Consider the following 12,645-nt stretch of genomic DNA (forward strand, 5'->3'; position numbering starts at 1 on the left):
CAGCAACGACGCACGAGCCGCGGCCCTTGCGCCCTGGCTGGAGCACTACAACACTGAACGCCGCCACAGCGCACTCGGAGGCAAGCCCCCGATCAGTCGGCTGCTACCAACCTGATCGCCGGGTACATCTAGCGCCTCGGTCACCGCCTCCGCGGCGGGCTCGCGCGGCGAGGTGTGCGGTCGCTTGGCGAAGCGGGTGACCCCGGTGCCAATGATTTGCACCACCTGCCCAACTCCTTGATAGATTGACCGATCCATAGGAAACTAGGCGCGCATCCGCCTTGGCAACGCTGGTGCGGATCGGTTTGGCGGAGCCCATTGGACGATGCAGGAGGTGCGTGATGGAGGTTGGCTGCAGCCCGAACGCCGACGGTGCGGCGGCCGCCGTGGTGGTCTCAGAGCGCGTGCTGGCGAGGACGGCGCATGTGCCCGTCGAGGTAGCCGGCTTGAGCCTGCAGTCCGGGATGACAAAGGACCGGTTCACGGGTGAGAGCGTCGTGACGAGAGTCTCAGAGGACGCGGCCGCCGACGCGGGCGTGCGGCCAGCGGATATCGGGGTGGTCGAGCTGCCAGACGCGTTCGCGCCGGCGGCTCTGACCAACCTCGAGGCACTGGGTCTTGCCGAGCCGGGGCTGGCCGCCTCCCGTCTGATGGCCGGCAACTTCGCCAGGCGCGGGGATGGTCCGGCGCTCAATCCCCAGCGGGGGCTTGCTCTCGCGAGGGCATCCTCCCGGACGACCGGCCTGGCCCAAGTGGCCGAGGTGCTGCGGCAGTTGCGGGGGAGGCCGGCGACCGTCAACTCTCGGATCCCGGTGTCGGCGTGTTCCTGACGATGGGTGGAACCGTCTTGGAGCTGGAGACCAATGCATGCGCGGTTGGCATCCTGCGACGCGAAGGTGCGCGGTAGCCGCCGTATCGACGTCGGCGGCACCACCTGGGCGTGCTGGTCCGGAGTCGGCGCGCAGCCGACGGTGTGAGTCTCAGGCAACGAGGAACTGTGAAGGAGTATGAGGATCGATGGACGTTACTACCCAAGGAAGGGCGTTCCCCAGCAAGAAGTTCTTGGTCGGGGAGAGACTCAGCTCCGTGTCCTTCGCGCGCGCGCTGGGTCTGGAAGATCCGCTGCTGCTCCATTCGCAGGCTGCGCGCGAGCAAGGATTCACCGGGCGCCTCGTGCTTCCGGCCATGCTCGGCTTTCACCTGGCTGTCTCGGGCGACGACCTGGTCGAGGGACTGGGCTTCACCTGGGGTCGCACGCTGAACCTGGGTATCGACGTGGACTGGGCGGGCGTGCCGGTCACTGAGGAGGACGAACTCCACGCACGCGCACGGGTGGTGGCGACGTGGGAGCGAGTCAATCGACGAGGCGGAGTCCGCCAGTTCGCGCGCATCCGCACTGACTTCACCATGGCAGGGCGGCCGGTCTGCCGATGCGAGGTGCTCTTCACGGAGGTTCGAGAGGGGGTTCCTGACCCCACGGTGCCTACCGAACCCCGGTTCCATGACGCGGAGCCGTTTGCGTACCTGGCTCCCCCTTCGCTGCCCGAGATCGATGGCAAGGCCCTGCCGGAACACCGTACGCCGGAGATGACCCGACTATCGATGGCCCGGCTGTCGGTGGCGACGGACAACCCTGACCCTTTGCACCTCGACGACGACGTCGCGCGCTCTGCCGGCTTCGATGCCGTCCTCGGGCACGGTGCCGTCGTCGTCGCCCTCTTGCACGAGCCCGTCCGACGTACTGTCGGCCTGCTCGTGCCCACCCGACTCGAGACGAGCCAGACTGCCTCCTTCACCTTGGGGAACTCGCTGGTGGGCAGCGGCGGGGTTGACGGTGTGGCGGGTCCGGACTCAGCGCGGTTCCGAACCGACGTCCGCGATGAGGCGGGGCGTGACGTCGGATCGGCGACGGTGAAGCTGGGCGTTGCCGTGCACGAGTGACGTCACGGAGCAGCCTGGCGGAGCCACTGGGGCAGTTCCGCTGAGGATCCGTCCTTCAGGACCGCCACATGGACGGTTGTCGCCTCGGCCAGCTGCCGTCCGGCGTCGTCGACGAACGTGCCCGCGAGCGTGATCGACCTGCGACCGACGCGGGTGATCGTCAGGTGACATCGCACGAGATCTCCCAGGTACAGCATCCCGCGGTAGTCGATGTCGGCGTGCACCGCTGGGAAACCCAAACCCTCGCGAAGCAAATCCGGGAGCGCGTGACCCAGATCGCTCAGCAGCTGCTCGAACGCGTGGTGGTACCAGTCCCAGTACCTGGCGAAGTACACAATGCCGAACGCATCGACCTGATCAAAATGCACGCGCGCCTCGGTGCTCACGAGCACTGGCGGCCGACCACTCCCGGAGTCGGCCGCGACCGTTTCGTCCACGAGAACTCCTCAGGTTCGAGTCGGCGGCGCAGATTGCTTGCCTGGGGGACTGTCGACGATACCGATCGATCTATCGATTTCTACCACACTTGACAAGAAGGCAATCCCGTCTAGATGATCAATCAATCGATAAGCGGCGAGGATCCAGGGGCGCGGAGCATGCAGCAAGGAACAGAACGGGACGTGTTATGAGGTCTTCGGCCGCTTCGGCGACGATCCACACACCCCATATGCTAGACGACAACGCCCAGTTCTTCCGGGAACCACTCCCGGACGCGATGACCCGTTGGGATCGCCGGGCGGAGCCACCAGCCTGGGGGCCGTTGGCACCGATACGCCCTTGGTGCGAGACCTTCCGAGGGGCCGGAGCGTGAACGAATCGGCCCAGCGCCCGCGCTCACGAAACGATCGCGGATGATGTCTTCAGATCTGGCCAGTCAGTACGGCTTCGACCAGCACGAGTGCTCCATCCGTGACTGGAGTGCCGACCTGGCGGCCGGGCTGCCACCCTCCGACGATGAGTGGGAGGAGACGGGCACCTTCCCGTGGTCGGTGCTGGAGCAGCTGGCCGAGAGTTCCGGGGCACTCACACTGACATTTCCCGCCCGGCACGCTGGACGCGATGGCAGCAGGATGGATGCCATCTTGCTGGTCGAGCAACTGGCGATGCGTTCGTTCGTGGTGGCCGAGGCTGTACATCTGGCCCTGAACGGTCCGGCCTACTTCCTGGCGAAGTTCGGCGCCAGCGAACTGGCGTCGCGATGGCTGCCCCCGGTGGCGGCCGGCACGGCCCTGATCTCGATCGCGATCACCGAGGAATCAGCGGGAACGGCGCTGGGCGACATCTCCACCCGCTTCGACCAGCATGCCGGGGGCATTCGCGTCGAAGGGAGGAAGTGCTTTGTCACAGGCGGTGCGCTGGCGGCCGCACACCTGGTGGTGGGCAGGTTCGGTGGTGAGGGCAGTCGTGGCCTTGGCGCCGTGCTGGTGCCGGCCGGCACCCGAGGCCTGAGCGTCGAGCGGACCTATCGCAAGATGGGAGGCAACGCGCTTCCCGAAGCTGCCATTCAGTTCGAGAACGCGTGGGTACCACGAGACCACGTACTGATCCCGGGCGATCCGATGTCATCGGCCGGGCTGAAGGAGATCCTGCGCCAGTACGGAGCGATGCGCCTGGGCATTGCCGCCATGTGCATCGGCACGGCCCAGGGGGCCATGGATCGTGTGGTGGATCATCTGAGAACACGAGAGCAGGGCGGCCAGCGGCTGGCAGACCACCAAGGCGTGCGCTGGACCTGGGCGCGGCTGGCCCTCGACCTCGAGCAGGCGCGACTCCTTACCTACCGAGCGGCGCGAACCGTGGACGAGGATGGCCTGCCCTCGGCAGGTCAGGCCACGATGGCCAAGCTGGCGGCGTCCGAGGTCGCCGTCGCCATCACGCAGCAGGCGATTCAGGCATTCGGCTGGCGCGGCATCGCCCGTGGCCGCGAGTTCCCGGTGGAGCGGGTGGCACGGGAGACGCGCGGCTGGACCATCGCGGGCGGGACCACGGAAAGCCTCCTCAACTCTCTGGCACACGATCTCCTGGACGACTAGGCATGTTCTACGAGGATGTGGTCGACGGGGCCGTCTTCCGGACCCGGGAGTCACGTCGTGAGTTCCCGGGAGATCGCGGAGTTCGCCCTCACGTTTCGACCCGCAACCGATACGCCTCGACTCAGTCTTCGCCGCCGACCTTGAGTCGGCGAGGTGATCGCGTCAGGGTTCCACACGATGGCGCTGGCCTGGCGGCTCTGGGTTGAGACAGACATGGACACTCACGGGCGAGGAGGTCTCGGGCTGGACGATGCTCGCTGGTTCCGACCGGTGGTGGCGGGAACGGTGATCCAGTGCCGCGTGCGCCTTGAGGGGCCTCGGTTGACGAGCCGGGGCAAGGGGTTGGCGACCATGCACTTCAATGTCCTCGACGGTACCGATGACTTGTTGATGAAGTTTACGACCGTGGGCCTCTTCGCCCGCCGCTCAGACGTGCTGGATCTGGTCGCGAAGTCCGCTGCTGCGCAACAGCCGCTTGGCCGCCCGGGTGGCCGGGTGGCCGGGGATGATCCGGCGGCGAGCTCGTCGGTCCGTGCCGCACAGACAGCCTCCAGCTCGTCTTCGGCAACAACCTCATCAACCAGGCCGACCGCGAGCGCCTCCTCGGCCGTGAGCGTCGACCCACCAACGAGCATCCGGCGAGCGTACTGGCGGCCCGCCAGCTCCGTCAGGAACCAGCTCACGCCCCAGTCGCCCGGTAGGCCCAGCCGCCGGTAGGCCGGGATCAACCGGGCACCCTGGCTTGCGATCCGGAAGTCGCACGCCAAGGCCAGGCCCATGCCCCCACCGGCAACAGGGCCTTGAAGAGCAGCGACGCTCGGCTGCTCCAACTCGTGCAGTCGAATGACGACGTCGAACGCGCGCTGGAGACGATCGCGTTCGCTGGCGCGCGCGCGTGCCAGGTCAGCCCCCTCGAGACCGTGTCGTAATGGACGCGCCGCCATCTCCTTCACATCGGACCCGGCGCAGAAAGCTCGGCCCTGTCCCGACAGCAGCAGCACGTCGACCTCTGGGTCGTCGCGCACCGAGGAGAGGGCGCTGTGGAGCCTCTCGACCATCGTGGAGGTCAAAGCGGTCAGGGCGTGCTCTCGGTCGAGGATCAGGTGCGCGATGTTGCCACGTCGAAAGCTGGACACCCCGCCCACATCGGGTGGGCCGCAGGTGCGGGGTCAGGGTTTGTGGGACATGGCGCTTTCCCTCGGGTGCTCATATGATAGGTCGATCGAATGATTCCATATGGGAGGAGCTACATGCACCCGAGCAGACCAGACTCCGCGGTTGCGGTCATCACCGGCGGTGCCCAGGGGATCGGCCGCGCCATCGCGGAGACGCTCCATGCCGACGGTTGGTACGTGGCCACCGTCGACCTACGGCCTCACGAGGGCGCTGCTGATCGATGGCTCACGGTCGAGGCCGACGTGGCTGAGAGGGACTCCCTGACGGCTGCAATTGACAAGGTGCGGTCGGCCGCTGGACCTCCGCTGGCCGTGATCGCGAACGCCGGGACGTGGCGCGACGCAACCATCGGACGGATGTCCGACGATGACTGGCACACGGTGGTCCAGGTCGACCTCACCGCCGCATTCTTGTTGGTCCGGGAGGTGTGGCAGGACATGCGCGACGCCGGGTTCGGGCGGTTCGTGGCCATCTCGTCGATCTCGAAGAACGGCAACTACGGCCAGGCCAACTACGCAGCCGCAAAGCAGGGCCTGCTCGGCCTCGCCAGTACCGTCGCTGTCGAAGGTGCCGCTCACGGGATCACAGGCAATGTTGTGTGTCCGGGAGTGATCGAGACTCCAGCGCAAGCCGCTTTTCGCGACAGGGCGCCGGAGGCCTACGCGGCGTTCCTCGCAGGGGTACCTGGAAGTAGGACCGGTTGGCCGGACGACATCGCCGGCGCCGTGCGGTACTTTGCCAGCGACGCCGCCGGCTACGTCAACGGGCAGGTGCTCTACATCGACGGTGGCATGAACAGGGCTGCGGGATGAACAGCGCGGCGACCTCTGAGGACTCCGCTCTCAGCGAGGACGTGGCTGATCGATCGGCGGACGTGGTCGTGCTGGCGCCCGACGCTTCTGGCGCGGCTGGCAGTTCACCACCCCTGGAGCAGATGCAGACCGACGCCGTCCGATGCCCGCTGGTCCATCCCCAACAGCGGCCGTACAAACATGTGCCGGCTCGCTGCGAGGACCATCACGAACGCCCAGACTCGCCGGCGGGCCTGCCGGGTCGGGTCCCACCACATCCCGAGCATCCCGTAGTCGACCTGCGCCTCATGCCCCGGCGGTGGGCCGTCCCGCAGCACCGTGACCTGCGCCGCGAGCATCTCCTCCGGCAGGTTCGCCGCCAAGTACCGGCGCAGGCTCGACAAGCTCACCGTCAGCCCGTGCTCATCGCGTAGCCGCTGGTGGATCGTGGAGACCGTCACCTCCGGCAACAGGCCCTTGATCGTTGTCGTGGAGCACCTCGATCGCGGGCCAGCTCGACTGCCGCAACCGGGTGTCAACGAGCTCCGGGAACCAGCCCCGGACCAACTCGACCCACTCCGCCTCGCCGAGCGCCGCGCCACCCTGCGCGAGCCCAGCCGCTATCGCCGGGGGCGGTGTACTCGCCAGCCGCTGGGGCGACCTCACTGCCCCAGAAGATCGCCTTGACCCCGACCTGATGCACAAGGCCGCCGAAGTTCGTGCCGCCTACCGCGAGTTGACCCACGCCTCCACCACCATGGCCAGCCTCGACGTCATCGCCACCTGGCCCGGCCGCGAGCGCGGCACCCGCGCGACCCTCCATGCCCCCGAGTCCGGTTCGGAGCTCGCCTCCGTAGTCGGCGAGAAGGCCCATACCCCCGGTCTCACCGGACCAGCACGAGCGCTCTCGATCCGCGCGCATAACGACGTCGAGGCCGGCCTGGCAGCGGCGCCAGCGGGCGACACCGTCTGGGTCTCCGCTGCCGACATCCTCGCCCGACGAACAGGCCGCCTACCGCCGCCCGTGCGAGAGTCGCTGCGCACGGCGAGTGCAATCACAGCTGCCGCATCGTCCACCGCGGGAGCAGCGGCCACAGTCGCGCAAACGAATTGCCAGGACGCGACGCCCGCGATTCAGCCAACGCACCGGTCGAACGCTACGACTCTCGCCCGTCCACCCATATCGTCCGCGCAGTCGCTCGCGCCGTGATGCGCGGCGTTTGACCTGTTCAGACTTTCTACCGACGAGCTCCGCGCCAGCTGCCGAAAACGTGGAAGGGCTCTCTGCGAATGATCGCTCCGGACGCCTCACCGCCCATAGGTGACCGTCAGAAGTCGCCGAGAGGAGGACCCGGTGAGCACATCCGAGACTCGCCAGCCCGCAGCCTCGCCTCGAGCGACTGCGGGCGCGAAGCCCGCTACGACAACCGCGGCAGCCTGCGAGGAGGTGTGATGATGAGCGAGGCACCGGCCGACGACATGCAGGACAAGATCTCTCCGGTCCGTGATCCTCGGCATGTGTTCCTTGATGCACGCGAGGTGATGCGCCGCTACGGGTGGGGCAGGACGAAGGGCTATCAGAATCTCAAGGACCGCGACCTGGTCCCGCCGCCGGTGAGCCACCCGGACCGTTGGCGCCTGGACCAGTTGCTGGCGTGGGAGGAACGCCGCATGGCGATGGCGTGTGAGCGGTCATGAAATTCCTCAGCGTGCGGGCTGATCGCGTCACGTAATTCCTCACCTCGGCGTCACGCAATGCCTCAGGGGGACAACGGCGTGTCGAGTGGGGTCCTCAGGTCCAGTTCGAGTCCGCTCATCGCACCAGCGATGAAGGGGGCCCAGTGGCAAGGAGGACGTTCGAGGTGATCGATGTGACAGAGATTTTCGTGCCTGGCATGCGGGTCGTTCGCAGGCAGAGATCGCGACGAGTTTGGGGGTGGACCGCAAGACGGTCCGCCAGTTGCTCCAGGCGCGGCCGCTGTCGGCGGCGCTCGAAAACTGAACAGTTTCGGCGGTGAAAAGTGAGCACTCAACGATTGGAGTGTGATCACTTTGGAGGACTGGGCGCTGATCAGGAGGCTGGCTGCCGAGGGGGTGCCGAAGGCGCGGATCGCGGCGCGGCTGGGGATCTCGCGGACCACGGTCATCAAGGCGGTGAAGTCGGACTCGCCGCCAAGGTATGAGCGGTCGCCAGGGCCGACGTCGTTCACCGAGTACGAGCCGCATGTGCGGGCCCTGCTGGCCGACGTCCCGGACATGCCGGCGACGGTTCTGGCCGAACGGGTGGGGTGGACTGGCTCGATCCGCTGGTTCAGCGAGAACGTGAAGCGGCTGCGCCCTGAGCACCGGCCGGTCGACCCGGCCGACCGGATCGTCTGGGCGGCTGGCGACGCGGCGCAGTGCGATCTCTGGTTCCCGCCACGAAAGATCCCGCTCGAGGACGGCAGCACCAAGCTGATGCCGGTGCTGGTGATCACCGCCGCAGACTCGCGATTCATCACCGCGAGGATGATCCCGACTCGGAAGACCGAGGACCTGCTGTTGGGCTCCTGGGAGCTGATCCAGCAGCTCGGCCGGGTCCCACGACGCCTGATCTGGGACAACGAGACCGGCATCGGCCGCGGCCAACGCCGCGCCGAAGGTGTGGCGGCATTCATGGGCACCCTGGCCACCAAGCTGGTGCTGCTGCCACCCAACGACCCCGAATCCAAAGGTCTGGTGGAACGGCGCAACGGCTGGTTCGAGACCTCGTTCGTGCCCGGTCGGACCTTCACCTCACCAGCGGACTTCAACGCCCAGTTCACCGACTGGCTGACCCGTGCGAATGCCCGGGTGGTGCGCACGATCAAGGCATCACCACTGGACCGACTCGATGCCGATCGCGCCGCGATGTTGCCGTTGCCGCCGATCCCGCTGCACCTGGGCTGGCGCAACAAGATCCGACTCGGCCGCGACTACTACGTCCGACTCGACACCAACGACTACTCCGTCGACCCGCACGTGATCGGCCGGATGATCGACGTGACAGCCGACCTCGAACGTGTCCGGATCCGACTGGAAGGCCGCATCGTGGCCGAACACGAGCGTGTCTGGGCTCGAGGAATGACGATCACCGACCCCGCGCACGTCGAAGCCGCCGCGGGGCTACGCAAACAGTTCCAACAACCACGCGCCGTCGCAGCAGTCGGCGCCTGTGACGACCTGGCACGCGACCTGTCCGACTACGACCGTGCGTTCGGCCTGGCCGATCTCAGCGACGTTGAGGAGATCGGCTGATGGCCACCGCGAAGAGCGCCTCGAAGGCCGCTGCGAGCACCGAGGCCCTCAAGCACATCACCTACCTCGCCGCCGCGCTGAAGGCACCGCGGATCACCGAGTCCGCCGCCAGACTCGCCGACCAGGCCCGCGATGCGGACTGGACACACGAGGACTACCTCGCCGCCGTCCTCGAACGCGAAGTCTCAGCCCGCAACGCCTCCGGCGCCCAGCTGCGGATCCGCGCCGCCGGGTTCGGCGCGGTCAAGACCCTCGAGGACTTCGACTTCGACGCCCAACCAGCAGCACGACAACAAGTCGGGGCACTCGCATCAGGTGGATTCCTCACCGAAGCCCGCAACGTCGTCCTCCTCGGCCCACCCGGCACCGGGAAGACCCACCTAGCAACCGCCCTGGGAGTCGCGGCCGCCCGTCATGGACACCGCGTGCTGTTCGCGACCGCGACCGACTGGGTCACCCGCCTCACCGACGCCCACCGCGCCGGCCGACTCCCCAACGAGCTCACCCGGCTACGGCGCTACGGACTGATCATCGTCGACGAGGTCGGCTACCTCCCCTTCGAGCAAGACGCCGCGAACCTGTTTTTCCAGCTCGTCTCTTCCCGCTACGAACACGCCTCGCTGATCTTGACCTCGAACCTGCCGTTCAGCAGCTGGGGAGGCGTGTTCGGCGACCAAGCCGTCGCCGCCGCGATGATCGATCGGATCGTCCACCACGCCGACGTCCTCACCTTGAAGGGCGCCAGCTACCGACTCCGAGGACGCGGCATCGACAGCCTCCCCAGCATCCGCACCACCACCAACCAAACGGAGTCCTAGACTCCCCAAAACCGCTCACTTTTCAAGCGCCGGAATCGACCAGTCTTGGAGCGCCGTCCACAGCCGTGTCAAGGGACAGTAGGAACTGCCCAGTGGCGGACATGAAACCTGCCCGCTGACGGCCACGAGATCTGCCCGGTGGTGGCCATGGGATCTGCCCGGTGGTGGCCATGGGATCTGCCCATGGGGGCTGCTGGCCACCACCGACCGGGGTGCTCAGCTCAACGGGCTCACCCCCTGGCCGGCGAGTGCTTGGGTGAGCCGCACGCTGTCGCCGCGGGTCTGGCAGACGTGAGCGTGGTGCAGCAACCGGTCGACGGTGGCGGTGGCCAGCGTCTTGGGCATCAGTTCGTCGAACCCATCTGGGGCGGGTGCAGGCTCGAGCTGATCGCGACCGATCGCTTCTCGTAGGCGGCGTCGACGAGCCGGTAGAGCCCCTCGGCGGCGTCGGCGGCGACGGCCAGGAGCCCGATGTCATCGACGACGACCAGGTCGGCGCGCAGGATTCGCGCGATGGCCTTGGTGACGGTGTCGTCGGCGCGGTGTCGGCGTAGCAGGACGCCGAGGTCTTCCAAGGTGAACCAGGCGACCTTGAGCCCCTGCTCGACGGCTTGTTGGCCGAGCGCCTCCAGCAGGAACGTCTTCCCAGTCCCCGATGGGCCGCACACCACGAGGTTCTCGCGCCGGTGCACCCATTCCAGGGTCCGCAGCGCCTGCTGGGTGGGCGCCGGGATCGAGGACACCTCGGGCTGCCATGCGTCGAAGGTCTTCCCCGTCGGGAACCCGGCAGCCGCCCTGCGGGTGGCGAGTGCTGAGCGTTCCCGGCCGGCGACCTCTTCGGCGAACAGCGCCTTGAGGACCTCGGCCGGTTCCCAGCGTTGGGCCTTCGCGGTCGCGACGACCTCGGGGGCGTGGCGACGGATGTGGGGCAGCCGCAGTCGGCGCAGCAGGTCCTCCAACTCCGCCGGTAGCGGTGGTGCGGACGTCGTGACGCTCCTGGTCGTCACAGGGCCACCTCATCGGTGGTGTGGTCGGTGCCGTGCTGGCCGAGCCGTGCCCACGCTGCGGTGCCCTGGGTCAGTGACCGCTCTTCGCCAGCACGGTGCTCACCGGCAGCTGGTTGGCGGGCTCCCCGACCGTGGTGGTGATCCAGGATCGAGGAGAGGTCGGCCTCGGCGAACCGGCCGTGGACCGCGGCGTGCCCGAGTGCCCAGTCGACCTCGACGGGGTCGAACAGCTTCGCCAGCGCGAGCGCTTCGGCCATCTTGACCCGCATCCGCGGGGTGCCCGCAGCAGCTGCCTCGACCAGCCACAACGCAGCACCCTCGCCCAGGTCGAGGAACTCGGCCTCTGACGGGTTCGTCGCGCGTGGCCGGCGATCCAGCGGTCCAGCTGGACGGGGCGGGAAGTGGTCGTCGTCGATGCGTGGCGTGCCGGGCGTGGCCCGATCGTGGCGGGCAACCTCGAGGGGCCCGTCGTCGCCGACGTGGACGATGATCACCTGCTCCTCGACCCCGACACCCTGGGTGCGCACCCACACCGTCGCGCCCAGCAGCGTGTGCGGGACCGAGTACTGGCCGGACTCGAACATCACCATCGGCGTATTCGCCGGGACCACCCTGGTGGTGCCGAACGCCACCGTGTGCGGCACCGCGGGGACCGGGTGCAGCCGGGCGCGTTCCTCGGCGAGCATCTCGACCGGCGGCCGCTTGGTGATCCGGTGGGCACGGGTGTTGACCTTCTGACAGAACGCCTCGCACGCGGCCTCGAGCTCAGCGAAGCTGCCGTACTCATCGAGCAGGTTGGTGTCCCTGGGCACGAGGTCGGCCTTGCTGATCTTCACCGACGACTCGGTGCCACCCTTGGACGCCGGATCGGCCGGGACACAGGTGTGCACGACCACCGAGTAGTGCGCGGCGAACCCGACCAGCTGGGGGTTGCGGACCGCGATCCCGGCGATGTGCTCGACCGTGACGGTCTTCTCGTTGTCGGTCAGCACATAGGTCGGCACCCCGCCCAGCCGCCGGAACGTCTGGTCCAGGGCGGCGAACACCGACGGCATCGTCTTGTCCCGCAGCGCGATCACCACCCGGAACCGCGACCACGCCAGCCAGGCCACGAACAGCACCGTCTTGACGCCGTCGACCACCGGCCCGTCGCCGTAGTCGTACTGCAGCCACATCCCCGGCTCAGTGACCCAAGGCCGATGCACGCGCACATGCCCCGCCCGGTAAGACTGCTTGACCTTCGCGACCGCCCGGCGGGTGGTGCGCTCCGAACCGGTGTAACCCAGCACGAGCAGCTTCTCGTGGGCCCTGTCGGCACGGACCTTGCCCATGGACCGCTCCACCCACTCCTCGACCTTGGGCAGGTACTCATCAATCAACTGCGGCCGCGCCGCGGCCCGGTCCAACTCGCCGGCAGCAGCACGCCGATCGACGTACCGCTTCACGGTGTGGTGGGAGCAGCCGGCCAGCTCACCGGCGTCACGCAACGACCCTGTCAGGTCGTAGGCATCCAAGATTTTCATGATCTCCTCGGCAGACTTCAACTCATCCCTTCCTCGGGGCGATAGGGCGCTTCAGCACCGCTCATCGCACCCGAGGAAGG

Annotated in this window: 13 protein-coding genes and 1 pseudogene; 9 read left to right on the forward strand and 5 right to left on the reverse strand. The window is 67.7% G+C overall.

Translation table 11 applies throughout. The features are described 5' to 3' along the window. The 3 genes from KVF89_RS04810 to KVF89_RS04820 form a co-directional block, all read left to right on the forward strand. A partial coding sequence (locus KVF89_RS04810) for an integrase core domain-containing protein (RefSeq protein ID WP_257423871.1) occupies positions 1-115 on the forward strand: 115 nt, incomplete at its 5' end. Positions 116-341: 226 nt separating this feature from the next. Then, positions 342-830, forward strand: a complete 489-nt coding sequence (locus tag KVF89_RS04815) for a thiolase C-terminal domain-containing protein (protein WP_257423856.1) — start codon at positions 342-344, stop codon at positions 828-830. Positions 831-1,086: 256 nt separating this feature from the next. Beyond that, complete coding sequence (locus KVF89_RS04820; protein ID WP_257423857.1) at positions 1,087-1,941, forward strand: FAS1-like dehydratase domain-containing protein; 855 nt, start codon at positions 1,087-1,089, stop codon at positions 1,939-1,941. A gap of 2 nt (positions 1,942-1,943) precedes the next feature. Here KVF89_RS04820 and KVF89_RS04825 read toward each other — a convergent pair whose 3' ends face one another. Further along, on the reverse strand, positions 1,944-2,378 hold the full coding sequence (locus KVF89_RS04825) for an acyl-CoA thioesterase (RefSeq protein ID WP_257423859.1): 435 nt from the start codon (positions 2,376-2,378) through the stop codon (positions 1,944-1,946). A gap of 417 nt (positions 2,379-2,795) precedes the next feature. Here KVF89_RS04825 and KVF89_RS04830 point away from each other — a divergent pair, with 417 nt between their 5' ends. Next, positions 2,796-3,974 carry an acyl-CoA dehydrogenase family protein gene (locus tag KVF89_RS04830; protein ID WP_257423860.1) on the forward strand — a complete coding sequence of 393 codons (1,179 nt, stop codon included), beginning with the start codon at positions 2,796-2,798 and terminating at the stop codon, positions 3,972-3,974. 221 nt (positions 3,975-4,195) lie between these two features. Here the strand turns inward: KVF89_RS04830 and KVF89_RS04835 are convergent, their stop codons facing one another. Next, the gene (locus KVF89_RS04835; RefSeq protein WP_257423861.1) at positions 4,196-5,110 is read right to left on the reverse strand and encodes an enoyl-CoA hydratase/isomerase family protein; all 915 of its coding nucleotides are present in this window, start codon (positions 5,108-5,110) and stop codon (positions 4,196-4,198) included. Between the two features lie 114 nt (positions 5,111-5,224). Between KVF89_RS04835 and KVF89_RS04840 the strand changes: the two genes are divergently transcribed. Next, positions 5,225-5,962, forward strand: coding sequence for an SDR family oxidoreductase (locus tag KVF89_RS04840; protein WP_257423862.1), 738 nt, complete (start codon positions 5,225-5,227; stop codon positions 5,960-5,962). Between the two features lie 104 nt (positions 5,963-6,066). On the opposite strand, the gene KVF89_RS04845 is transcribed toward KVF89_RS04840, so the two are convergent. Further along, on the reverse strand, positions 6,067-6,402 hold the full coding sequence (locus tag KVF89_RS04845) for a hypothetical protein (protein WP_257423864.1): 336 nt from the start codon (positions 6,400-6,402) through the stop codon (positions 6,067-6,069). Between the two features lie 236 nt (positions 6,403-6,638). Between KVF89_RS04845 and KVF89_RS04850 the strand changes: the two genes are divergently transcribed. The 4 genes from KVF89_RS04850 (at position 6,639) to istB (KVF89_RS04865) (ending at position 10,035) form a co-directional block, all read left to right on the forward strand. Further along, complete coding sequence (locus KVF89_RS04850) at positions 6,639-7,151, forward strand: hypothetical protein (RefSeq protein ID WP_257423865.1); 513 nt, start codon at positions 6,639-6,641, stop codon at positions 7,149-7,151. 245 nt (positions 7,152-7,396) lie between these two features. Continuing rightward, a complete protein-coding gene (locus KVF89_RS04855; RefSeq protein ID WP_257423866.1) occupies positions 7,397-7,639 on the forward strand; it encodes a hypothetical protein in 243 nt (80 codons plus the stop codon). Between the two features lie 345 nt (positions 7,640-7,984). Then, complete coding sequence (gene istA, locus KVF89_RS04860; RefSeq protein ID WP_257423868.1) at positions 7,985-9,217, forward strand: IS21 family transposase; 1,233 nt, start codon at positions 7,985-7,987, stop codon at positions 9,215-9,217. Then, complete coding sequence (istB, locus tag KVF89_RS04865; RefSeq protein WP_257423869.1) at positions 9,217-10,035, forward strand: IS21-like element helper ATPase IstB; 819 nt, start codon at positions 9,217-9,219, stop codon at positions 10,033-10,035. Before istA (KVF89_RS04860) ends, istB (KVF89_RS04865) begins: the two co-directional genes overlap by 1 nt. A gap of 216 nt (positions 10,036-10,251) precedes the next feature. Here istB (KVF89_RS04865) and istB (KVF89_RS04870) read toward each other — a convergent pair. Further along, positions 10,252-11,042 (reverse strand): annotated as a pseudogene (gene istB / locus KVF89_RS04870) (IS21-like element helper ATPase IstB). Further along, a complete protein-coding gene (gene istA, locus KVF89_RS04875; RefSeq protein ID WP_257423870.1) occupies positions 11,039-12,586 on the reverse strand; it encodes an IS21 family transposase in 1,548 nt (515 codons plus the stop codon). Before istA (KVF89_RS04875) ends, istB (KVF89_RS04870) begins: the two are co-directional and overlap by 4 nt. Between the last annotated feature and the right edge of the window lie 59 nt (positions 12,587-12,645).

This window comes from Nocardioides carbamazepini (assembly GCF_024614185.1).
Classification (GTDB): domain Bacteria; phylum Actinomycetota; class Actinomycetes; order Propionibacteriales; family Nocardioidaceae; genus Nocardioides; species Nocardioides carbamazepini.